Origin of the sequence: Micromonospora rosaria, assembly GCF_001567585.1 — a bacterium.
Classification (GTDB): Bacteria; Actinomycetota; Actinomycetes; order Mycobacteriales; family Micromonosporaceae; genus Micromonospora; species Micromonospora rosaria.
Map to the genome: position 1 here is coordinate 1 of NZ_LRQV01000123.1, position 21,704 is coordinate 21,704.

Genomic DNA, 21,704 nt, shown 5'->3' on the forward strand with positions numbered 1-21,704 from the left:
CACCACCACGACGCTCAAACAAGCGACACGCCACAACAACCTAACAAAGCACTACTAGGCGGCCGGCGCGGGGAGTCCCACCCCTGGGTGACCACTTACCCACCTGGCACCCGTGGCCCCTCCCGGATCAGCCCTATTTTCCCTGATCAGAAGGCACTTCTTCGTTTCCGGTCCACTCCTTGGACAGCCCTTAACGAAGGGCCGAGGCTAGGTGTCGTAGTAGGCGAGTAACCTTCCGTCCGCCGTGTCACTCGGGGATTGGACAGCATTGGATGCGCCTCACCAAGGTCAAAATTCAGCGATTCCGCAACTTCACCGACCCTCAGACGATGATGGTGGAGCCGGATGTAACTTGTCTGGTCGGCAAGAACGAGTCCGGGAAGACCACGATCCTCAAGGCGCTGCACCGACTCAACCCCGCTAACCGCCCGGATGAGTTTGGGCTGGCCACGGAGTACCCGCGACGCCGGCTGGCCCGCGATCGTAGGAAGGAGCGGCTGGAGGAGGTCGAGCCGGTCATTGCCTGGTTCTCCCTGGAGCCGCAGGACATCGAACCGGTCACCGCGGTCCTGGGCTTCACCCCGCCAGACGGCACCCTGGTACGCGCATCGCGCACATACGACAGCGCCAACCTGTTCGAGGTCGAGTGCGGGCTCTCCACGATTGTGCAGATCGCCAGCGCGGAGGTCGGAGTCGATCCCGAGGACGTAACCGAACTCGCCGAGCTGCCCGACATGGCCGCAGTACGCGCCCGAGCGGAGGAGTTGGCCACCACGCACCGCGCGGCCAAGCGTACGGCTCGAGCCACGGCGCTGCGCGCGCTGCCCGAGGAACTCACCCAGTACGACGTCCTGATCGACGGGGAGCTCACCAACGATCAGCAGGAGCAGATGATGGACCTCCTGCCGAAATTCTTCTACTTCTCCAACTACGAGCTGCTCAAGGGTGAAACTGACCTGGAGGAGCTCGCGGCGAGGGTCGCGTCGGGCGATCTCCAAGACGGCGACGAGACCATGACTGCGCTGCTGACCCTTGCGGGGCAGGAGCCCAAGAGCTTCCTCGACGAGGAGTACGTCACACGCAAGGCAGAGCTGCAGGCGGCCAGCTCCGACCTCACCCAGCAGGTCATGAAGTACTGGAAGCAGAACGACGCGCTGTCCGTGCGCTTCGACACCGACATGCCAGTCGTTGGCACGTCGCCCCACGGCGCCCCGATCCGTCACCGCTTCCTCAAGGTCGAACTGCACGACGCCCGCCACGACGTCGACACGAACTTCGAGACCCGCTCGGCCGGCTTCCAGTGGTTCTTCTCGTTCCTAGCCGCGTTCAGCGTCTACCAGGACTCTGACGAGCGGGTCGTAGTGCTGCTCGACGAACCCGGCACCAGCCTGCACGGCGAGGCCCAGCGCGACTTCCTCAGCTACATCTTCAACGAGCTGGGCACCCACCAGCAGGTGCTCTACACAACCCACTCGCAGCACATGCTCGACCCCACCCGGTACGAGACCATGCGCGCCGTGCACGACCGCGCCACACGCGACGAGCCGGAACTGGGCGTGGTCATCACCCCCGTCAACCTGTCCGCCGACCGCACCACGATCCTGCCAGTGGAGGCGGCGCTCGGTTACACCGTCGCCCAACACCTGTTCCTCGGTCACGGTCCACACCTGGCCGTCGAGGGCAGCAGCGATTTCGTATTCCTCATCCGGATGTCGGCGCACCTGACCGCGCTCGCACGCACCGGCCTTGACCCGCGTATCTCGATCATCCCGGTGGGCGGAGCCACCAACATGCCCGCGTTCGTCGCCTTGTTCGGCCGCCGCCTAGACGTGCGCGCTCTCGTCGATGGCGCGGAGACCAACAAGGTATCCACGAAAATCCGTCAGGCCGCTGAGGCCGTCGGCGTCGACCAGCACAAGATCGTGATCCTCGGCGAGACGCCCGGCCTACCCAACACGGCCGACATTGAGGACCTGTTCACGGTCAAGGACTACCTGTGGCTCTACACCCGAACCCTGTCCACTCTCAACGAGGCTGACCTACCGCAGACCCCGGAGCCGATCCTGCGGCGCATCAGCAAGGTGCGCGGCGACTTTGACCATGCGGGGCCCGCCCACGTACTCACGCAGAACCTTGAGGAGTTTTTCGCTCAGGTCGACGCACAAACGCTTGACCGCTTCGAGGAGCTGTTCACCAAGCTGCCGGTGTAGCCAGGCGCGGACGGGTCTATCAGCAACCGCTCCGGTTTTATCTCCACGTAGGGATCAGCACGGTCCATCAGGTGGTGGCCCGCGCTGGCACAAGGGATGGGAGCACGAACAACACGGCGTCGAGCGGACCGCTTGCCCAGTCGTCGACCACATGGTGCGGCTACAGATCTTGAATGGCCAGGTTCGTCCGATGTGGTCTGGTGTGACGCGTGTGGGCTGGGGTAGATCGATGGGATGAGGTATCCCGATGGAGGTGGGTTGTCCGCGCGGGGGCGGGCGAAGCGTGAGGCGGTACGGCGGCAGGCGGCCGGGTGGTTTGCCCAGGATGTGTCGGTGCCGGAGATCGCGCGCCGGTTGCGGGTGTCGCAGACCGCGGTGTACGGCTGGCGCAAACGGTGGAAGGCCGGCGGTGAGCAGGCCCTGGCCTCGAAAGGGCCGGGCGGGTCTCGGTGCCGCCTGGATGAGGGCCGGCTGCGGCGCCTGGCCGATGCCCTGGAGCAGGGGCCGGCGGCGCAGGGTTTCGGTAGTGATCAGCGGTGGACCCTGGCCCGGGTGTCGGACCTGATCGCCCGGATGTTCCGCACCCGGTACACGCCGCGCGGGACGGCGAACATCATGTACCGGCTGGGCTGGTCGGTGCAGGTCCCCCAGCACCGTGCGGTCGAGCGTGACGAGGCCGCGGTCACCACCTGGCGCAGGGAGACGTGGCCGGCGGGAAAACGGTAGCGGCGCAGCGGCAGGCGTGGCTGGTCTTCGAGGACGAGGCCGGTCAGACGCTGCGCCCACCGAAGGCCCGTACCTGGGGACGACGCGGGCACACCCCCGTGGTCCCGGTGTCGGGCAAGGGCTCCGGCCGCGTTTCGATCGCCGGGCTGACCTGTTACCGGCCCGGCGAACGATCCCGGCTGATCTACCGCACGATCGTGCACCGCGGCCGCAAGAACGAACGACGCAGCTTCAGCGAACGCGACTACATCGCACTGCTCGACGCCGCTCACCAGCAGCTCGGCGGACCGATCGTGTGCGTCTGGGACAACCTGAACACCCACGTCTCCGCCGCCATGCGACTGATGATCGACGCCCGGGACTGGCTGACCGTCATCCGGCTACCGGCCTACGCCCCGGACCTGAACCCGACCGAGGCAGTGTGGTCCCACCTGAAACGCAGCATCGGCAACCTCGCCGTCACCGGCGTCGACCACCTCCTCACGATCATCCGTAACCGACTCAAGAGCATCCAGTACCGCACCGACCTACTCGACAGCTTCCTCGCGCATACCGGACTGACCCTCGAACCCGACACAACCTGACCATTCAAGATCTGTATCGACCCGCTGCGTGGGTAGGCACTGTCGGCACGAATGTCGCTGCTGACCACCGGTCACGGAGGGGACTGCTGCTCTGGTGTCCGTCACGGCGGACTTCGTCGACTTCGGGAACGCGCGCGCGGCAAGCTTGGCGACGCGCACATCGCGCTCGGCGGTGTCGGCGGAGGCTCGGCCGGCATCGGCTCGGGCATCTCGGATGTACGTATCGGTGGCACCCACGCTGGTGCTAGCGGCTTCCGCGCCACTCGCCTTCGAGGGTGACCGAGATGAGTTCCTCTGCACCCTCTGTATCGGCGGCGCGGTCCCTCGCAGCGGGCTGGTCGGCGTCTGCGGCGTACTCGTCGACGACTCGGAATGCGTACGCGGCGGGGGTGTGAGCCCAGTCGACGAAGCCGGGCACCTGCCGCAGCAGATCGCGCACGTCGTGCCCGGCGCGCTCCAGTTGGTCGAGCTTGTAGGCCAGCGCCGGCCACGCGGCCGAGGCGATGACCCGCGCCGTCCGGTCGGCGGTCCACCCCCCCGCACGTGCACCGCCATCGCCTCTTAGCGCTCCTGGGCGGTGCGGCGTCGCTCGCCGACGTCCTCGGTCCGGGCCTCCGCTGGCCGGGCCTCAGCCGGCCGGTCGACGTCGTCCATGGCAGCGCGGTCGAGCTGGTCGGATAGCCACGCCTCGTCCCCCGGTCGGGCGCCAGTCTGCGGGCCGACGCGGACGCCGCGTTCGGCGAGCCGCACGACAATGACCCGCTGGGCGGCCTCGGCGCGCGGGTCGACGGCCGCCTACTCGGCGCTGGCCCGCCAGGCCCAAGCGATGTCCTCGGCCGACGCCTGCCGCCACCACGACGGCCGGGTCGCCGGCCGCCACACGGTCGCGCCGGCCTGCTGGGCCGCGCGTACCTGGGCGCGGATGCGACGGGCCTGTTCCTCGCTGGCACGGGCGGCGCGTTGCAGCTGCGCGATCCGGATCTCGATGGCCGCCTGCGCCAGTTGCCCGGCGGCCTGAATCGCGGCGGTCACCGCTGCGGTGGCCCGCTGGTGGATCTCGGCCATCTCGTTCTCGGCCACTAGCTCGCCCTCCTCAACGCTGCGGATCCCGCTCGACGTTCGGGCGAGGCCGGACAGGGCCCGGCACGGTGTGGACCGGCCGCTGGGGCGGCCCGCCCTGGTTCGGCACGTGCACATGGTCGACGAGCTGCGCGCCCGACTAGAGCAAGGGCATCAGGTGCGCGGCTGCTGCGGCCGCCGCGCCGGCAGCGTGGGCTTGTTGCTGCGCGGCGCGCAGCTCGGCCAGCGCCACAACGAGCCGGGCCGCTTGGACGACCACGGCGAGCAGGACGGCCACCTCACCACCGTCGCGGGCGTGTCCGGCGACCAGCAGCGCGTCCGCCACGCGACCCAACTTCCGGGCTACCGACGACGCCGCCGGAGCCGGCGCACGACGCGGCGGTGCCGCTGCGCGGGCCAGGGCGTCGACGGCCCGGCTCACTGCGGAATCAAGGTCCGGATGAGCGCTGGTCAGCGGCCGGGTCTCCTCGCTCACCGAGGAATTCGTTGGCCGAACAGGCAAGTCCGTTCAATCAGTCGCGCGTCACCCATCACCAAACCCCGGCCTCGCTCGTTTGCGGCGCAAGGGCGCGCAAGGGGTGCGTCTCGTCTGCTTGCCAGGGAGGAGGTGAAGAACGTGGACAACTGGGCGGCGATCGCCATCACTGAGTCAGCCCGGGTGGTTCGGCACGCGCTTGGGAGCTGGGGCCGAACCACCCGGCTCTGTGTCCTGGCCTTGGCATTGGCCTTGGCCGTGGCTGCCGTGGTGACCGCAGCACACAGGTAGGAACGCACTGCGGAACGAGCCAGGGAGTCAAAGGTTACGGGTGATTCCCTGGCTCGCCGTGCCGGAATGCCGCCATGCCCGCCCCCGCTTGTTCCCTACCGCCGGGCATCCCTTCCGCTACCGGCGGGTAGGCCGGGCCGGTGATTCCGCAGCATCACCCGGGATCGCGACGGGGGGCAAGGCGGCCCTGCCTCCTGTCGAGCCGGTGGCGGATGGCGGTGAGCCGGTCGATGAGGGTGGGGACTTGGTGGCGCTGTTCGTAGGGCAGCGGGGTGCCGGCGTGGCAGTGGGGGCAGCGTTCGCCGGTGTGCCAGTCGGGGCCGGTGGGGTCGGGGCGGGGGTAGGCGATGGCGCAGGTGTCGCAGACGATCAGGTGTTCGCGGTCGTGGTCGTTGCCGAGCTGGGTGGGGCTGGTGTGGCGGCGGGCCCGCCAGCTCAGCCCGGCCCAGACGGTGGCGACCTGGTCGTCGCGGCTGGCGCGGTAGTCCTCGAGTGCCGCCTGCTGGGCCTGCGGCCAGGTGGTTCCGGACGGGTGGTGAATACGGGCGGTGTCAGTCCCGTCGAGGAGTCGGCCGGCGGAGAGGGTGGCTGCGGCGGCGCGCAGGCGGGGATGGTCGCCGTGGCCGGCGGCGGCGAGGAGCTGCTCGGCCTGCCGCGTCCAGGCGGCGGTGTGCCGGTCGGTGAGCGCCTGGCGGGCCCGGTCGGCCCGGCCGGGGTCGTCGCGGTCGGTCCACCAGTGCAGGAGCGCGTCAACGAGCTGCGGGTCGTCGTCGAGCAGCGCGGGCAGGTCGGCCGGTTGCCAGTGGGTGACCATGTCGCCAGCGGCGGCACCCAGGAGTCGGGTGACCTGGTCGGCGGCGTCACGGATCGCGTGGAGCTCGTCGACGCGGTAGCGGCGGGCGGCGTCGGCTGCGGCCTGGTCGTAGTGCTGCTGGGCGCGGGACTGGGCGGTGATCCGGCCGGCGAGCAGCTCCGGGAGGGTGAGGCCTGCGGCGGCCGGGTCGGGCAGCAGCCACACCGGTCCGCCGACGGTGGCGGCCGGGTCGCGCACGAGGCCGCAGGCGGCGACGACGAGGCTGTCCGCGTCGGCGATGTCCCGTCCGGCCTGTCCGCCCCACACGGGGCGGCGTGCGGTGTCGAGTCGTCTGCGCACGGCGGCCAGGAAGGTGATGGCGCGGGCCTGGGTGGTGGTGAGCAGCAGCAGCGGCGGACAGTGCGGCCACCGGCCCGCCCACGCCCGGTCCTCGGCGTAGGCGAGGTAGCGGGTCACCTTGTCCCGCAGGACCGTCTGGCTCATCGTGGCCAGGTCGACCTCGACGAACGCGGCGGCGGTCCCGACGACGTCGTCGTGGTCGACGTCGACGAGCAGCACGCCGTCCGGGGTCAGCCTGCGGACCCGCGCCCCGTAGCCCGGCCGGACGGGTTCCCATTCCTGCCAGCCGGCCCGGTCCGACCACCACCGGCGCAGCGCGAGGCCGGCGGCCGGTCCGTGGTCGCGGACCGCGAGCCACACCTCGGCGATCGCCGCCGTGTGCGCGACGTGCAGCCCGGACGGGCGTTGCCGGCCGGGCGCGGCGGCGGTGCCGGCTATCAGGCGGGCCCCGGCCACCCGCAGCCACCAGTGCCGGGGCGACGACCCGGACTCGCGGCCGGGCCGGACCGCGTCGACCAGGTCGGCGGTCCGCAGCCGGTCCAGGCGGTGGCGGACCGTGCGGACCGGCGTGCCGGTGGCACGGGCGAGCTGGTCGGTGGTCAGGACACGGTGCTGGTCGAGCAGCACCAGCAGGTCGTGGGACGGGCCGCCGCTGGCCCGCAGCCTGGCGACGAACGCACGGTCGTCCGACACGGCCACCTCCCCAGGTACGCCCCTATGGCCACCTTCCGGTAACACAGACAGTGTCAGTCGCCTGTCGAGCGGAATCCGTCACAGGGCCGCTGACCTGCGGCGTGACCGTGTCCCGGGTTGCCGTTCGGGTCCGAAGCAAACGGCAACCCGGCGAGCCGCTGTCACCGGTGCGCGGCGGGCCGGGTCGCCCTGGTCGTGGCTGTCACAGGTTCTGTCAGGGGCTGTCAGAGGGAAGGGAGGGCCGTTGCTGACGGCCACCCGCCGCAGCGTTGATCAGCCGGCCCCGTACCGGTGGCAGAGGCGGCACGCCGCCACGTCGGTCATCGGGTCGTCCGTGTCGACGACGGGGCCTTGCCGCGTCGCCAGTCCGACGGCTTGCGCGCGGCGAAGGTTTCCCCGCGCAGGATCCGGTCCCGTTCCCGGACCGCCTCGGCGCAGGCGAGGTGCGCCCACCCGTCGCCTACCTTCCCCAGCCGCGTCCCGGCCGGGTAGTTCCGCTCGCACGTCCCGCAGGTGCCGGCGAAGCTGGCCGCGACCCCGGCGGTCTGCTTCACGCGCGGCGGGGCGCCTGCCCCACGGCGGTTCCCGGCCGTCGTCTTCCCTGCGGCCGTCTTCGCGGTGGTCTTCTTCGGGCGGGGCTTGCGCGACGGCTTACTGGTGCCGGTCGCGCCGAGTTGTGGGGGTAGGTCGCCGCTGGCCGGCAGGTTCAACGCCCGCCGGTACGCGGCGTCGGCGGCGGCCTGCCGCCGGGCACGGGACTTCGTCACGACCGCACCGTACGACGCCCCACCGCGCACCCCCAGCCGCCACGCCACCGCAGACGGGTACGGCGTTTCCACGGCCTGCTTCAGGGGTCCACCGCTCCAGGCTCGCCGGGCGGCGCTCATGGGCCGGTGGTCACTCATGACCCCCTCGGCCTCGCGCGCCCGCGCGTGGGCGGCTCGCGAAACTCTGAAAACTCGGCCGCGCCCCCGGAAATCTCGGGCTCCAAAGTTTCCGAACCCGTACGCGTTGAGAGGCCCCGAACGTTCCGGTCCTCCTGGCCGGGGGCGGGCGGGCCCCCTGGCCCCCCTTCCTGGCCGGCGTGCCGCAACCGGTGGTGGGCGTCCCCGCGCGCCTTTTTGCGCTGCGAACGTTCGCAGCCGCCGGCATGCCGTCCCGCGTGGTGCTGCCGGCGCTGCCACGATGCCCGGGTGACCGATCCTGCGAACCCTCACGGCTACATCGGCGGCTGGGTGCTCTACGCGACCCGCTGCGGCCACCCGCTCTACTACGGCGAGACCGAGTTCGACTGCCGGCTGGTGTGGCACGAGTTCGACCACGGGCCGATGACCGGGCCGTCGGTCGACACCGCGAAGCACTCGGACACGCGGCTGGCCATCCAGGCGGACCTGGACGCGATACGCCGCGGTGACTCCTGCGAGCTGTGCAGCCTCGACACCACACCCGTGACGAGCCGCTGACCGGGCCCGCCGCCCGTTCGTCCGGTGGTGAGGGTGCGCGGGTGGCCCACCAGCAGCGGCGGCCTCGTGCGCGCGTTTTGTGGTTCGCACGTGCGAACCGGTCGGGGGCGGCACATCACCGCCAGGACGCGGCCGAGGCGGCCAGGGGCCGGATTCCACGGAATCGCGTACGGGCGTCGGGGCCGCCCTGCCGGTATCGCCGCAGCCCAGGATGCCCCTCGCGGATTCCATTCTGAGATTCGGCGTGCGTGCCTACCGTCGACGGTGCCGCCCGGCCGCCGGCCCGTGATCCGGACTCCCCCTGCCCCTCGGTTCGCGCGTCTTGTGGGTTCGCACGTTCCCGGCCGACCGGCTCGGTGTCTGCCACGGGCCGGCGTCACCCAGGTTCCCGGGTGTTCTACAGCGACAGGACGTCGACGGCCACGGCCTTGTACCGGTCGGGGTCAACGGTGAGGATCGGAGCGCCGACGCTCTGCGCCCAGACGGTGGCGTGAGCGGCTGGCCAGGGCAGCCAGGGGTAGACCGTCCGGACCCATTCCAGGCGGTCGGTGCGGGCGAGGCCGCAGACCTCGACGGTGCCGGCCGGGGCGGCGGCGATGATGTCGGCCAGGTGCGTGGCCACCACGAGCCGGCCCTCGGCGGCGAGGCCCGCCAGGCAGAATGCGGGGATGGCCAGGCGGGGGCCGCCGCCGACCGCGTCGTGCAGCAGCCGGGACAACTCACGCCGGTGTTGTTCCTGACCGGTCAGTCCGGCCAGCAGGGCGAGGTCGTCTAGGACGTAGCCGCTCACGCGGCGGCGGACCGGTGGACCGCCAGGGCGTCGACCGCTGTCTGTCCGAGGACGGCGGCGGGGTCGCGGGGGTCGGTGCCGTCGCGCAGCCGGTCGGCGGCGGCGGCCAGGCGGTGGGCGACCGCGTGCGGGGCCGGGTAGGTGCCGGTGGTGTCGCGGATCCACGCCAGCGCCGCAGCGTGGGCGTGCAGCACGGTCACCACCCGGTCGGCGGCCGGGTCCGTCGGGCCGATCAGCTCGTCAACGAGCTGGTGCGCGCGGGCCGGGCTGGACGTCATGCCGCCGATCCTAACCGGGTGCGCGCCGCCGGCCGGGCACGTCGAACCGGCGATCACCGCCCGTGTCATGGCGCTGATCACGGCGGCCGACGGTCGTGTCACCACGATCCGTTCCGGGGGTTCCGGTCCTCCGGGGGGAGAAAACGGGGGCTGGCGCTCCTGGGGTCTCCCGCCATGTCGTCACGGACTTCACCCCCGGGGGTGCGGTCCCGGTCCCTCGAGTGCGCGGCTGGGCCGCGCGCCGGGAGCGTGGGCACTCCTGCGGGTTCTTGCTGTCGACGAGGACGGTAGCCCAGCGTCGATCCTCAGAAAACCCCGGGAAACCTGCGGCATCGCACGCCTCACCCCCGCCTGCGGTCTACCCCTCCCCTGGGGAACTTCCCGCCCCCCTACCGCCAGCGCGGATCCGTGCGTGCGGCAACCAGCGGCTGGGTGAGGGAGACACGCCGGGCGCGGGTGGGCCTCATGGAGGCGACACCAACGGCACCCTACGATCTGCCGCCATGAGATTTCAGAGGGTAGCGGCCGTGGGCGCGGTGGCGTTGGGGCTGGCAGCTACGGGGTGTTCTGCTACGCCATACGACGAGCGGATGAAGTTCCTCGACGATGTCGCGCAGAAGGGCATCGACTACCGGGTCAAGCTGTACGAGCAGGAGACCGAGCCGTCCCAAGAAGCATGCAAGATCGGATACGGCCTTCTGAAGCCCTCGGCTCCCAGGGACATCGACGGGTCGCCTCCATCCAGCGAGTGGAAGGCCCAGGTGGAGGAGGCGTACCTCAAGAGCTGCATGACCGGCGAGCTGAAGCCAAAGCCGGACGTCGAGGGCGTGGACGCGGTCACGGCGGTGCCCGTCACCGCGCCACCGGCCTCTCCCGCCCCGTCGTCGCCTCCTGCCACCTGACCTCGCCGCCGGCCTGGGGTCAGGTCGGACCTGACCCCAGGCCGGCGCGTTGGACGTGTCGGCCGCCGAGACAGCGGTGGCGGTGTTTCCGCGGCTTGCTTCAGGGGTGGGAGCCAACGGACAGGGCGCGGGTCCACTCGTTCGCCCCGACCGGGGTCAGGGCGCGCAGGGTCACCGGCATGTCGAGCACGTACAGGTACGCGCGGTGCTGGTTCCCGACGGCGCCGGGGCGGACGACGCCTCGCAGGGCGGGCGCGGCCGGGTCGTCGTCGTGGTCGACGCGCAGCACCTGCTCGGCGGCCTCGGGCGCGAACGGGCCGGACTGCCACTCGATCTCCCAGCTCCGCCCGCCGAGTGCTGGCCACCAGTCGAGGGAGTGGGCGCCGTTGAGGGCATGGCTCTCCCGGAGGGCGTGCATGATCCGCCCCAGCGCCTCGTAGGCCCGCCCGGGTTCGTTGAACAGCGTCTGGTCCTTGTCCGTCATGGCCTGATCAACGAGCGCGCCGGGGGTCAGGTCCGCCCTGACCCCTGCTGATCCGGACGGTGATCGTCCGGGTCACCGGGTGATCGTGACGCTCGCCCAGGCGGTCCCCGACTGCTGGGGAGAGTTTCTTGCCGCCTCGGCGTGGGGTCGACGTGTAGCTGTGGCTTAAAAACCCTGGCCACGACCACCGGCACGGCGACCACCGGGTACGGCAGGTGTCGAAACTCGTCAGGGCGAAAGCTGCCTGACCCCGGCGTTTCGCCCTCTGAGTACCAGAGAGCCGACCCGCCACCACCTTGGGCGGAGCTGCGCCCGAACCGTCCCGTACCGGGAGACCAGGGCACCCGACGCACCTTAGGGGTCCGAGCAGATTCAAGTAACTCGCTGGCCGACCCCTAGAAACGCCACCACCCTCCGGAAATGTCCGTCAACATGTTGAGGATTTCTGGGCGTTGCACTCTGCCGAGCCGCCCGGGGTGTCGTACGGTCATGCCGTACGCGGTGCAGCGCTCTACTTGAGCGGCGTGTACAGCACAAGAAGGGGGCGGAAGGCATCAGCCTCCCGCCCCGAGGGCAAGGTCAACGACGTTCGCGGCCTACCAACCAGACCGTCGTCGACTGTCCCAGCACTGCGAGGGCCTTCGCTGCCAAGGCGAGGCCCTCGCGCTGTTGATGGGCCGCCACCAGTGCGACCATCTCCAGCACGGGCCCCACGATGCGCCACACCCGCACGATGTGCGGGATCGGCCGTGTCGGCTCGTGCTCCCGTTCCTGCTCCTGCACCGTGACCTCCACTTCCGGGCTCCGATCGATCCGGAACCACCCGGGTTGAGGCTCCGGTGTGGAGCGGACCCAGGAAGTGACGGTTGTGCAGTTGCAGCAGTGCCAGGAAGACCGTACGGATGAACCCCTGTGACACCTCGACTCGACACGCCGCTGAACCCTCGACAAGTTCGATGAGGGGCATCGCCGTCTTGCCCGTACCCGGGGTCCGTCAGCGGTTGAAGAAGTCTGCCGCCTGCCGACGTATCTTGTCCAAGCGCTTCGAGACCGCGCTGTGGTTGCGGTATCCCATGATGTCCGCGACCTCGGTCAGTTTGGTCATACCGCTGTGTAGCAGAACAACCACCGTACGGTCACGTTCGTCGAGCAGTGCCAGAAAATCGCCGCACAGCATCCGACCCACGACCTCGGTCTCCGGACCGTGCACCGGCGTGGTATCGGTCAACTCCACGAAGCGGACCTTCACTTTCGAGCGCTTGCTGTACAGCTTGCGCTCGAAGTCCTCTCGAGCACCGGTCCACCGAGATGAGAAGTCATCCTCGCAGCGGTGCGATCGCACCGTGTCGAGGATGCCGCGCAGCCGACCGTCAGCGTCAGCGGCCTCGATCGTCTGGTGCACCACCTCCACAGCTTCTTCCTCTCCCCGCCACACGTCGCCACCCTTACGCGGATTCGCCGTCACAGTTCCTTCCAGCACAAAGCCGTCGACCAGCGACACCGGGTCCGGCGTGACCCCGTTGTCCACCTCAGGAAAGTCACGCAAGATCTCCTGGATCACCTCGGTCACCGGCGGAATCCAGAAGTCAAGGTTCTGCGCCAGCAGCCGGATCGGGTCGTCCGTGGTGAACCCGCTGATCGGGGACTTGTACTGAGGCATCAGATGACGCCACACGACGCCTGACCAGGCCCGCGACAGCCGGGCCTCGAAGTCGGCCGGAAGGCACGTGTCGACATCACCTAGCTGGATCGAGAACGGCCAGGCACCGGTGCGCAACAGCGGAAGGCCGTGCCGATCGAGCACGGCTCGCGGAAGCAGGTGGAACAGCGGAGCGTACTCGTAGTAGCGGGAGCGGGTACGCGGAACGAAGACGACGTTCAGGTCGCCACGGTCGGCCACCTTGTTCATGGGCGCCGGGAGGTCCTCCTCGCCGAAGTGGCGGCGGCGGAACTGCGCGGACTCCCACAGGCTGTTCCACTTTGAGACTGCCACAGATGGCTTCGGATCCGCAGCCCAGCTTGTAGACAGCGGGACAGTCACATACTCCGGCGGCGCCGGGTCCTGCGCCCGGACCACGGCGCGGTACATGAAGCCTGCGGAGATGTTCGTCAGCCGCGGGTACATGTCCGGCACCGCATGCTCATGCGTCGGGTCCAGCAACTCGTCAAACTGATCATCCGGTTGGCCAACGTCGTCGATCATGGTCTCATCCGCCCTCGCGGTGTTCGTCGCCATGACCTACTCACGGCAACCAGCCATGATTCCGTTCCATGACGCCGCACCAAATCTTCGAAATGCCCACCGCGACCAAACAATGACAGAAAGTAGCGCCATGGGCACTTAAAGTATCTTCATCAACACACAAAGTATCCAAAACTGCCTGCCGCGAAGAGCAGCTCTAACTGAACACCTCACGCTCAGGTCACCTCCAGCGGCGACAGAGAATCGGATCAGACCCCTGGACCCTGACGCACGGGCTCCCCGTCTCCTTTGTTGCTAGCCGGACACCCCACCGGCTCCTAGACTCCTACCCGGCACGACGGCGCACCCAGCCAAGGACGATGCCATCGGCATCGCAAGCCCCGCAGGTAGGCCCAGAGCCATCTCTGTATAAGAGGCTGCTCGGGGGAGGAAATGAAAAACCGAAGCCACCACGGCAGCGGGGGGCCTCGTGGCCTGGACCGCCTCGGTTGGGTGGCCCGCGCCGAGGCGGATCTCCGAGCCCTCTTCGAGCGTGAACTCGCCGCCCCTCACGCCGAGGTTGAGGCTCGGCTATGCGAAGACGAGTCCCGTCGCCGCCAGGGTCTCCCCCTCTTCTTTCCCCACATCCTGCAGGAGGCACTGAACAACCTGGTCGCCGCCGGCGACATCGAGAAGGTCCAACATCCGACCAGGGCAGGCCGCACTGCCGAGCTCTACGTCCTCGCCACCACCGGACGGGGACGCCGCACCGCCATTACCGCAGCCACCCGCCGCAAAGGCCTGCTCTACGCCCGGTTCCTCCACTACTCGACGCTGTTCGGCGCCGCCGGCGAGTCCGTCGTCCGCGACTCCCTCGTGGACGCCGCTGCCCACGGCTACCAGTCGATGAGTACCCACACGCCCTTCGGGGAGGTCCGCAAGATCGGCTCAGCTCAGCTACAGGGCGCCCTAGACTCCGGTGCCTGGCTGATGCTGATGCACCCCGACACCCACCTCCCGCTTCCCGCTCAGGCCATCACCATCGAGGTCAAGAACCGTCGGCTGCACCTGTACCCGCGCCACGACGAAGTGCACCAACTTCTCCACAAGGCTGCCGTGGTCCAGGACGCGCACCCGGAACTGCCCGTGGTTCCGGTGCTGATCTGCCGCCGCGCCCACTCACGCCTCTTCTGGATGGCCAAGGACCTTGGGTTCCTCGTCCACCAGACACGCAGGCAGTTCGTCACGCTCCCACCCAAAACCGAACCCCGCATGCTGGAGGAACTCAGGAACGAACTCGCCCTCACCGACCTCACCCTGGTCAGCCGTGAACACCCCAAACGCATCGAGGGACTGTTCACCACCACCCTCCCCAAGCAGAGCAGGCTCGCCGCGGCGCGGTGGAAAGCGGTCGGATCCACGCTTGTGAAGTACTACGCCGAGCTGCGCGACCAGCGCCTCAAACCCTGGGTGCGTACCAGCGCCGTCGGGCAGCTCCGCACCGCAGCCGAACTCGCCCTCGACCACGCCCAGGTCGCCGACCCCATCCTCGAGTGGGCCCTGGAAGACGACGACGACCCCGACCAAGACTTCTGACCAGAAGCTGTCCACTCGCGATCGCGCAGATGGTGGAAGGCGCACCCTGCACCATGCGGGTCGGAGAGCTTGCATGCCTGTTTGATCAGGTACTCGGCACGCGGGTAGGACAGCCAGCCCGGCCGGTGTCCGGACAGATGTCGCCCGGCGGCAGGTGCGCGCCGACTGGCCAGCAGCCGGGCGGGCACCAGCCTCGTGCAGCGCCCGGAACTTGCCACGCGGGGGTATGATTGGGGGCGGCAGCCACGCTCTGCCCGTCTCCGAGTTCGGCCCAGACGCCCATGCCGTCACTGCCGGATGACCGAGGACAAGCCGTCGATGACGCAGCGTGGACCCACTTCGTGATCATTTCCGACCTCGCGGTGGCATGGGGTACTCCGCTGGAGGTAGAGATGGTCGACAACGGCCGTAACTCAAGCTCAGCTCGTCGCGCCCGTCAGCGGGCGATCCGCGCCGAGATGGCGCGCACCGGCGATCCGTACAACGTCGTGGCCCGCCGCCACGACGAGCGGGAAGAACCGCGCCGCGAGGCGAAGCAAGCGGCAAGGAAGATGCCGATCGCCCGGTGCCCCCGCTGCCGACAGGCCGAGGTGCACATCGACGAGCAACCGTCGTGCCCCGGGTGCGGAGCGGTGTGGGAATCCGGCGCCGAACTGGCCGGCGAGTACGCCGAGGAGATCCTCGGTCTGAACTCGTACACCTGGGTCAAGGACGGCGGCGAGGAGCCGACGGCGGAGTGCCCCGACTGCGGGGAGCAGGCCGTGGTCTCGATCCAGCCGGGCGACACCACGTTCTGGACCATGATGTGCATGTCGTGCGAGTCGCTGTTCAACGACCGGTGCACCCGCTGCAGCGCCCCCCAGCACCGCGAGGACGGCGACCTGATCATCTGCACGACGTGCTGGAACGACGTGGTCAGCCGCTCATAACCGTGGCGTGCCCCTGTGGGCCGGTCGGCGACTCGTCGGCCGGCCCTTCGCCGGCTCCTGGCCGAAGACACGTAGGGGCCGGCACGCATCGGCACCGAGTTCGACGAGCTCACCTTCGGGGCTCTGGCACGCCACGGGTGACGAGGAAGCGGCTCAGGCTCCTCGGCCACTGCTCCCCACGCGTGTGGGGGTGATCGGGGAAACGACGACTGCCCTCGACGGTGATCGAGGGAGATGTTTCACACGACCCGTGCAGCGCTTCGAGCTACCGTTGCAGCAGGTGAACGGGGTTCACATCGTGGAACATGGAGCCCAGATCCTATCTCGTAACACGCCGTCTCGGGACTTCGGCCTTCGGGTTGCCTACTGTCATGGGGGCTGCTTATGACACACTGCGGGGGCTGCGACGTGTTGCAGTTGGAAGTTTTAGAAACGAAGAACGCCCCGCCCTCGGCCTAGGAACCTTCGAGCGGAGCGCCTTCGACCGGTCATGTAGCCCTGCCGTCAGGCGGGGCTACATCCCTTTCCAGACCCGGTAGAAGTTCACCGCCTGGACCGCGACCTGCGTCGCGGGTACCGCCCAGGGGCGGACCTTCTTCCAGGCTCGACTCCACCAGGTGGTGGAGCGGGGTCTGGGACGGGCGCACCGGCACACGTGCCGGCACATCCGCCGGGAAGATCGGCTCGGCATGTCGTTCCTCCGTCTCCCGGGGGTCTCGAGTCGTACCCGGGGCCCCTTTGCCTAGGGGGTGCGACCCGGAGTCCGTCCCGAGGTGGGAAGGGAACGTCATGTCGGAGGCTTACTCTACTGCCCCGGGCACTCACCACACCGCCGGCCATCCTCAGTAAACGCAAGGTCGACGGATAGCACACCCGTTTCCGCAGCTCAGACCCATCACTATCCATCGAGGTAAACGAATCCTGCTGCACCGGCCCGGCCCCGAACTGGCAGCCGGGGCAGGGTGCGGGGGACGTGACGAAGGCACCGCCTACAGGTTGGGTGATCCACTCGACCTGACGGCCCACCGGAAAGGGCTGACCTACCTCGATGCCCTGGTTGGGTTGGGGCCGGCCGCCGGCAAGGCACCGGTGCGGACAGGGGTCTCACGCCGCTGGCGGGAGCCCGTAGCCGCTCGCGATGAGCATGAACGCCGCGGTGACGACCGGCTTGCCGGCCTCCATGAAGTAATTCACGGCGCGGCCGATCCCGGCGGTGACGCGGCCGGTATTGGGTTGCGGCTGCTGGACTTCCTGCTGGACTGCTTCGAGTTCCGCCCGCGCGGACGTTCTGGCCTCGTCGGTCAGCTGCAGCTTGTCGAGCCCGTCGAGGAGGGTCTGCACGAGCTTGGCGACGCCGGCTTGGTCGACCCCGACGGTCGTGTTCTGGGTGAAGCCCTCGCTGGCCACCGCCATCGTGCCGTTGTTGATGATCGGCCCGAAGTTGAAGGTGTTGGTGTTACCTCGGCCCTGGCCGCCCTGCTGGTACGCCGTCACGTTTCCTCCGTACTGCTCGACGCAGTCCTCGCCCTTGCTGGTCAGTGCCACCCGAACCGGGCCACGCGTCTGGGCGGTCCGGACGCCCTTGATGAATCCCTGCTCGTAGAGGTAGGCGGCTGCCCGGTCGATGTCGTCCTCGGTCAGCCGTTCACCGAGGTACATCGACTCCTCGCTCTGCAGGACGTGTGTCGTGACGGGGTAGTGCGCGCCCGCAGCCTGCTGCGCGTACAGCCAGCGCAGCAGCCCGGTCCGGGCCGTTGCCGCCCGCTTCACCGGGTCGGTCAGGTCGCGCCGGTACTGTTCGGCCACGTGGCGACCGGCAAGGGTAATCACGGCGGCGGGTCCGCCGAAGGTCGACAGCCCCTTCACCCAGCCACGGTCGGCGCACGCTTCGACGAGTTCGTACCCGAGATCCGTACCCTGGTAGGCGCTGACGTCGACAACTTCGTCCGGCTGGCTGGTCTGGTCGACCAGCCAGGCCAGGAACCTGGGGAGTTCCACTTCAAGATTCAAGGCACTACTCCGCGATCTTGCTCGGGCTCGATGGACCGGGCCCTCGTGATCCGGAACCGTAGCGGGCACGAGGGGCTTACGTTTTGGGCATAGGACGCGGGCGGGCTCCTGCCCGCATGAACAGGGGAAACGGCCCACGAGTCGTTCCTCGACGCGCGTTTTCGAGTCGAACGATGTGCTGCGAGAAGGCTCACGTGAGGTAGCCGGCGAGGGTGTAGGCCGGGGCTCGGTCGAGTCGGGCGCCGCCGTGGTCGTAGCGCCGGGTGGTACGGGCGTCGGCGTGGCCGAGTTGGTCCTGGATGTCCTCGAGGCGAGCGCCAGCGTCGCGGGCGAGGGTGGCGCAGGTGTGGCGCAGCACGTGCGGGCTCATCGCTACGGGGATCTCGGCGGTCTTGGCCAGCCGGCGCAGCAGCCGCCAGATGGCACCGCGGTCCAGGCGTCGGCCGCTGGTGGTGACGACCAAAGGCCGGCGTACCCGGGCACCGGCACCACCGACGGGCACCGGTAGCCGGTCGCCGGCCAGGTCGGTCCGGCCTGCGAGGTAGGCGTCGAGACGGCGGGTCACCGGCGGCGGCAGTACGACCAGGTGCGGCTCGTCGCCCTTGGCCGTGAACCGGAGCACCCGGTGGCCGCGGTCGTGGCCGAGCTGGTCGACGTCGGCACCGACCAACTCACTTACACGGATGCCGGTGTACAGCAGCAGCGCGACGATCGCGGCGGTCCGCGCTGCCTGCGGACCGGTGTCGGCGTCGGCGTCGGCCTGCAACGCCAGGGCCTGCTCCCGGGACAGGCCGGAGGTGCTGGTGCGGTGCGGGTTGACCCGAGGCTTGCGCTTCGGGTCGATCGCGGCCGGGTTGGCCCGGTCGGTGTACTCCTCGGCAATCAACCAGGCATAGAACGCGGACACGGCAGCCAGGCGACGGGCCCGGGTCGCGGTCGCTGCCCCAGCGGCCTCTTGAGCACGCAGCCAGGCGTGAGTATGCAGGCGACGGGCCTCGGCCAGCGGATCGACGCCGGCGTCGGCGAGGAACGCCAACCAGTGCTGCAGGTCGCTGGCGTACGCCGCGCGGGTGTTCGCCGCCCGGTAGCCGATCAGCCACTCCCGCAGCAACGCCTCCAGGGCGGCACCGCCGCTCGCATCCGCCGTGCTGGCAGGCGTTCCGGCGGCGGGAAGCAGCTCTCCTGACAGGACGGTCATCGTGCGTTCCCGTCGTGGTCATCGCGCAGTGGGGTAGCTTCCCGGTCGGCGAGGTCGTGGCGCAGGGTGGTCAGCCGGTTGGCGCTGTAGCCCAGCCGGGCCGCCTCGATGCCGAGGCGTGCCCGGATCCCGGGGTCGGTGACCCGCTGCGCCACGGTCTCTGGTGTGCCGTCGGGCCCGGCCGGGGTGTCAGGCAGCAGGTCGGCCGTCCATCGCACCAGTTCGGCGAGCGCGGCCAGGGTAGTGTCGACGTCGCCGACACCGAGGGCACCCAGGGCCCGCTCGTAGGGTTGGTGGGGCACGGTCTTGTCCGGAACGGGCTGACCGTCGGCGCCGACGACCGCGCCCAGCTCCACACCGGGCACCATCCGCCCGTACTCCCGAACGGTGCCGTCGTCCTCGGCGACGTCGACCAGCTCGGCCGTCAGCAGGGGCACGGGCCTGGCCGTGGCCGCGGTGACCGTCGGCGTGCCCTCGGCCAGCGCGGGGTCGACGTGCACGGTCCAGGCGATGCTGACCGGGGTGTCGGCCGGCAGCGCCGCCATCAACGTGGCCAGCTCGCCCGCCGTGGCGAACTCCCTGGGCACCCGCGCCAACACCCCGCTGACCGCGCGGGCCTGCGCCGCCTGTTCCTCGACGAAGGCCTTCCTGTTGATGGTCATGCCAGCGGCCCCTCCTGCGTGGTGGCTCCGGGTTGGAAAGTTTCGTCCTGGGCGGCGCGGAACCGGTTGCCCAGCTCCAGCAGAGCCGCGCTCTCGGCGGCGACCTCCTCCAGGTGCCGGCGGGTGACGGCGGTGACCTGCTCGCCCACGGCGTGGGCCTGGTCCCGGGCCGCCCGGTACGTGGCCGCCGCGGCGGCGAACGCCTCGACGAGTTCCGGGTCGGCGGGGTTGTCCCGCAGCGCCTGGTCGGCGTCGTCGAGGGCCTGCCACGCCTGGTCCTCGGCGGCGTACGCGGCGCTCTGCCGGGCCAGCACCTCGTCGACCTCGGCGCGGCGGGCCGGTTCCCGCTCCCGCAGGGTCCGGGCCATCGCGTCGTGGTCGGCGTACAACTGGGCGGCCTCGGCGCGGACCTCGGCCATCATGCGGGGCCGACGGGCTCGGGGGTTGGTCACGATCGTCCCTCCTCTCCTTCTCGCGTACGGCTGAACGTCGATGCTCTCATGCCTCCATAAGATCAGTTATGGAGGCATGAGAATGCCGGACCGGTTCCGGCAAGATCGAAACCGGCCGTATACGGGGCGCTCCTGGCAGACCGGGCCAAAGGGTGACGGTCGCCAGGAGCGCCAGCGGGCGAAACAGGCCCTACTCGACGTACTCCGGCCACTCCACCGGCTGAGTGTGCAACAGCAGCACCGCGTCCCGCTCGATCGGCCACAGCGGCCAGTCGGGCGGAATCGTCATCCGGATCGGCAGCGCGTGGTCGTCGTACCAACGGTCGAAGGGGTTCGAGTCAACCGCTAGGCCGTGCATGTCGGCGTAGACCCGCAGCCGCTCCGGAACCTCGTCCACATACGGGTGGGTCAGCAGAAACGCGCCTCGGCCGTCGTGCTGCACCCAGATCTGGGTGTGGTCCATCCCGACCGACGTACAGGCCCGGAAGGTGCAGACGTCCATGCGGTACAGACCATGCACGCACGTCTGCCCCGGGCCGCGGTACAGCAGGACTTGGTGCCGGAACGCCCACTCCCTCGCCCGCTCGACGGTTGCTGCCCCGCCGTAGACCTCGAAGTCGTCGCTGCCCGGCGGAACGAGCGACCACTTGCCGGGTCCGAGCATGGCGCCGTCTGCGGTGTTCTGCTTCACCAGGAGACCCCCCTTGTCGGCATCGCCGGGGCGGAGACTACTGCATCTCGCGGAGGTGGCCTGTCCCGTTCACCGAGGGCACCTGCTGGCGTGTTTGTCTCGACCACTCCTCCTGCCGCTGCCATCCCAACCTTTCGAACCCGGAAGGAACGTGACTACCTTCGGTCACAACGCAACATGCGGTGATCGGCTGCGCCAGCAATCCGCCGTCCCGCTCTGGAGGGAATGCGACCCTCTCACGGAGCCAGAGCTTATTCCCGCGCTCTCTCGTGAAGTGGCACGGACGCTGATCCATATGAGACTCTCTGTGTGGCGCGAAAAGCCATCCAAGCCCGCCACTCGGGCGACACCCCTATCCAGCATCGGGAGGCACCCGTTGACGTCTGCAACCGCTCCAACCGAACCCCAGGAACCCAACTCGCCAGACAGCAAAGATGACGCTCTGGCCGTCTTGACCATCGCATCTGTGCTGCTGGAGGTGCTGGAGCTGCTGAAGGGCCTCCTCACCGAGCTCCAGACGGACTGGACCCCCATCCTGGAGGTGGTGGGGGTCCTGGCCGTGGCTAGGTTCGTGATCGCGCTCTGGCAGGAGCGCAACAACCGCCACTAGTAACTGGCCGGCTTCCACACCAGCCCTTTTCAGGGGGGTCGCTTTGCAGAGCGACCCCCCTGAGCTATTTATACCACGAAGAACACAAAAACAAAAACAGTAGTCCACTAAGACGAAATCCGACTGCAATTCAAGCAATCCGCGTTCTACAGTCAGCAGGCCCCGCATTTTATTTCGGAAGAATTGGCGTCCGCTCGGGGTCAGGTTGGGGTGGCGGTGACTGAGCCACCCCCTCACCGAGTCAC

At 69.3% G+C, this 21,704-nt stretch carries 22 protein-coding genes; 8 read left to right on the forward strand and 14 right to left on the reverse strand.

All coding sequences use genetic code 11. The features are described 5' to 3' along the window. The first annotated feature begins 272 nt into the window (after positions 1-272). The 3 genes from AWW66_RS25160 to AWW66_RS25170 all read left to right on the forward strand — a co-directional run bounded on the left by AWW66_RS25160 (position 273) and on the right by AWW66_RS25170 (position 3,520). Positions 273-2,210 (forward strand): ATP-dependent nuclease, encoded by a 1,938-nt coding sequence (locus tag AWW66_RS25160; protein ID WP_067371160.1) that lies wholly within the window; start codon positions 273-275, stop codon positions 2,208-2,210. Between the two features lie 234 nt (positions 2,211-2,444). Further along, positions 2,445-2,936, forward strand: coding sequence for a helix-turn-helix domain-containing protein (locus AWW66_RS25165; protein ID WP_067371162.1), 492 nt, complete (start codon positions 2,445-2,447; stop codon positions 2,934-2,936). Continuing rightward, positions 2,915-3,520: a transposase gene (locus AWW66_RS25170; protein ID WP_169807173.1), complete on the forward strand. Its 606-nt coding sequence runs from the start codon at positions 2,915-2,917 to the stop codon at positions 3,518-3,520. The genes AWW66_RS25165 and AWW66_RS25170 overlap by 22 nt, the downstream gene beginning before the upstream one ends. A gap of 795 nt (positions 3,521-4,315) precedes the next feature. On the opposite strand, the gene AWW66_RS25185 is transcribed toward AWW66_RS25170, so the two are convergent. The 4 genes from AWW66_RS25185 to AWW66_RS25200 form a co-directional block, all read right to left on the reverse strand. Beyond that, positions 4,316-4,600 carry a hypothetical protein gene (locus AWW66_RS25185; protein ID WP_067371168.1) on the reverse strand — a complete coding sequence of 95 codons (285 nt, stop codon included), beginning with the start codon at positions 4,598-4,600 and terminating at the stop codon, positions 4,316-4,318. 139 nt (positions 4,601-4,739) lie between these two features. After that, on the reverse strand, positions 4,740-5,075 hold the full coding sequence (locus AWW66_RS33035; protein WP_245648480.1) for a hypothetical protein: 336 nt from the start codon (positions 5,073-5,075) through the stop codon (positions 4,740-4,742). 445 nt (positions 5,076-5,520) lie between these two features. Continuing rightward, the gene (locus AWW66_RS25195; protein ID WP_157527892.1) at positions 5,521-7,212 is read right to left on the reverse strand and encodes a replication-relaxation family protein; all 1,692 of its coding nucleotides are present in this window, start codon (positions 7,210-7,212) and stop codon (positions 5,521-5,523) included. Between the two features lie 320 nt (positions 7,213-7,532). Then, positions 7,533-7,979, reverse strand: coding sequence for a hypothetical protein (locus AWW66_RS25200; RefSeq protein ID WP_157527895.1), 447 nt, complete (start codon positions 7,977-7,979; stop codon positions 7,533-7,535). Positions 7,980-8,405: 426 nt separating this feature from the next. Between AWW66_RS25200 and AWW66_RS25205 the strand changes: the two genes are divergently transcribed. After that, entirely contained in the window at positions 8,406-8,675 is a 270-nt protein-coding gene (locus AWW66_RS25205) for a hypothetical protein (RefSeq protein WP_067371176.1), read from the forward strand. A gap of 397 nt (positions 8,676-9,072) precedes the next feature. Here the strand turns inward: AWW66_RS25205 and AWW66_RS25210 are convergent, their stop codons facing one another. Further along, positions 9,073-9,465: a hypothetical protein gene (locus AWW66_RS25210; protein WP_067371178.1), complete on the reverse strand. Its 393-nt coding sequence runs from the start codon at positions 9,463-9,465 to the stop codon at positions 9,073-9,075. Continuing rightward, the gene (locus tag AWW66_RS25215) at positions 9,462-9,743 is read right to left on the reverse strand and encodes a hypothetical protein (RefSeq protein WP_067371201.1); all 282 of its coding nucleotides are present in this window, start codon (positions 9,741-9,743) and stop codon (positions 9,462-9,464) included. Before AWW66_RS25215 ends, AWW66_RS25210 begins: the two co-directional genes overlap by 4 nt. A 590-nt stretch (positions 9,744-10,333) precedes the next feature. Between AWW66_RS25215 and AWW66_RS25220 the strand changes: the two genes are divergently transcribed. Further along, complete coding sequence (locus AWW66_RS25220; protein ID WP_067371180.1) at positions 10,334-10,645, forward strand: hypothetical protein; 312 nt, start codon at positions 10,334-10,336, stop codon at positions 10,643-10,645. Between the two features lie 100 nt (positions 10,646-10,745). Here the strand turns inward: AWW66_RS25220 and AWW66_RS25225 are convergent, their stop codons facing one another. The 3 genes from AWW66_RS25225 to AWW66_RS25235 form a co-directional block, all read right to left on the reverse strand. Then, positions 10,746-11,129, reverse strand: coding sequence for a hypothetical protein (locus AWW66_RS25225; RefSeq protein WP_067371182.1), 384 nt, complete (start codon positions 11,127-11,129; stop codon positions 10,746-10,748). A gap of 579 nt (positions 11,130-11,708) precedes the next feature. Then, positions 11,709-11,912, reverse strand: a complete 204-nt coding sequence (locus AWW66_RS25230) for a hypothetical protein (protein ID WP_157527897.1) — start codon at positions 11,910-11,912, stop codon at positions 11,709-11,711. A 211-nt stretch (positions 11,913-12,123) separates the two neighbouring features. Beyond that, a complete protein-coding gene (locus AWW66_RS25235; RefSeq protein WP_067371203.1) occupies positions 12,124-13,332 on the reverse strand; it encodes a hypothetical protein in 1,209 nt (402 codons plus the stop codon). A 492-nt stretch (positions 13,333-13,824) separates the two neighbouring features. Here AWW66_RS25235 and AWW66_RS25240 point away from each other — a divergent pair, with 492 nt between their 5' ends. Further along, positions 13,825-14,907, forward strand: a complete 1,083-nt coding sequence (locus tag AWW66_RS25240) for a hypothetical protein (RefSeq protein ID WP_067371186.1) — start codon at positions 13,825-13,827, stop codon at positions 14,905-14,907. Between the two features lie 341 nt (positions 14,908-15,248). After that, entirely contained in the window at positions 15,249-15,836 is a 588-nt protein-coding gene (locus AWW66_RS33985) for a hypothetical protein (RefSeq protein WP_157527900.1), read from the forward strand. Positions 15,837-16,940: 1,104 nt separating this feature from the next. Here the strand turns inward: AWW66_RS33985 and AWW66_RS25250 are convergent. The 5 genes from AWW66_RS25250 to AWW66_RS25270 form a co-directional block, all read right to left on the reverse strand. Beyond that, entirely contained in the window at positions 16,941-17,846 is a 906-nt protein-coding gene (locus tag AWW66_RS25250; RefSeq protein WP_157527903.1) for a hypothetical protein, read from the reverse strand. 190 nt (positions 17,847-18,036) lie between these two features. After that, positions 18,037-19,044 (reverse strand): tyrosine-type recombinase/integrase, encoded by a 1,008-nt coding sequence (locus tag AWW66_RS25255; protein ID WP_067371192.1) that lies wholly within the window; start codon positions 19,042-19,044, stop codon positions 18,037-18,039. Next, the gene (locus AWW66_RS25260; RefSeq protein ID WP_067371194.1) at positions 19,041-19,706 is read right to left on the reverse strand and encodes a hypothetical protein; all 666 of its coding nucleotides are present in this window, start codon (positions 19,704-19,706) and stop codon (positions 19,041-19,043) included. The genes AWW66_RS25255 and AWW66_RS25260 overlap by 4 nt, the downstream gene beginning before the upstream one ends. Further along, complete coding sequence (locus tag AWW66_RS25265) at positions 19,703-20,158, reverse strand: hypothetical protein (protein ID WP_157527906.1); 456 nt, start codon at positions 20,156-20,158, stop codon at positions 19,703-19,705. Before AWW66_RS25265 ends, AWW66_RS25260 begins: the two co-directional genes overlap by 4 nt. Before the next feature lie 190 nt (positions 20,159-20,348). Beyond that, the gene (locus tag AWW66_RS25270) at positions 20,349-20,849 is read right to left on the reverse strand and encodes a hypothetical protein (RefSeq protein WP_067371198.1); all 501 of its coding nucleotides are present in this window, start codon (positions 20,847-20,849) and stop codon (positions 20,349-20,351) included. 451 nt (positions 20,850-21,300) lie between these two features. Here AWW66_RS25270 and AWW66_RS33995 point away from each other — a divergent pair, with 451 nt between their 5' ends. Beyond that, complete coding sequence (locus tag AWW66_RS33995) at positions 21,301-21,459, forward strand: hypothetical protein (RefSeq protein WP_157527909.1); 159 nt, start codon at positions 21,301-21,303, stop codon at positions 21,457-21,459. Positions 21,460-21,704 lie beyond the last annotated feature (245 nt).

Excerpts from the sequence above, each read along its gene's own strand:
- AWW66_RS25160 (WP_067371160.1), top strand. The coding sequence starts at position 273 with ATGCGCCTCACCAAGGTCAAAATTCAGCGATTCCGCAACTTCACCGAC.
- AWW66_RS25165 (WP_067371162.1), top strand. The coding sequence starts at position 2,445 with ATGAGGTATCCCGATGGAGGTGGGTTGTCCGCGCGGGGGCGGGCGAAG.
- AWW66_RS25215 (WP_067371201.1), bottom strand. The coding sequence starts at position 9,743 with ATGACGTCCAGCCCGGCCCGCGCGCACCAGCTCGTTGACGAGCTGATC.
- AWW66_RS25220 (WP_067371180.1), top strand. The coding sequence starts at position 10,334 with ATGAAGTTCCTCGACGATGTCGCGCAGAAGGGCATCGACTACCGGGTC.
- AWW66_RS25225 (WP_067371182.1), bottom strand. The coding sequence starts at position 11,129 with ATGACGGACAAGGACCAGACGCTGTTCAACGAACCCGGGCGGGCCTAC.
- AWW66_RS25235 (WP_067371203.1), bottom strand. The coding sequence starts at position 13,332 with ATGATCGACGACGTTGGCCAACCGGATGATCAGTTTGACGAGTTGCTG.
- AWW66_RS25255 (WP_067371192.1), bottom strand. The coding sequence starts at position 19,044 with ATGACCGTCCTGTCAGGAGAGCTGCTTCCCGCCGCCGGAACGCCTGCC.
- AWW66_RS25260 (WP_067371194.1), bottom strand. The coding sequence starts at position 19,706 with ATGACCATCAACAGGAAGGCCTTCGTCGAGGAACAGGCGGCGCAGGCC.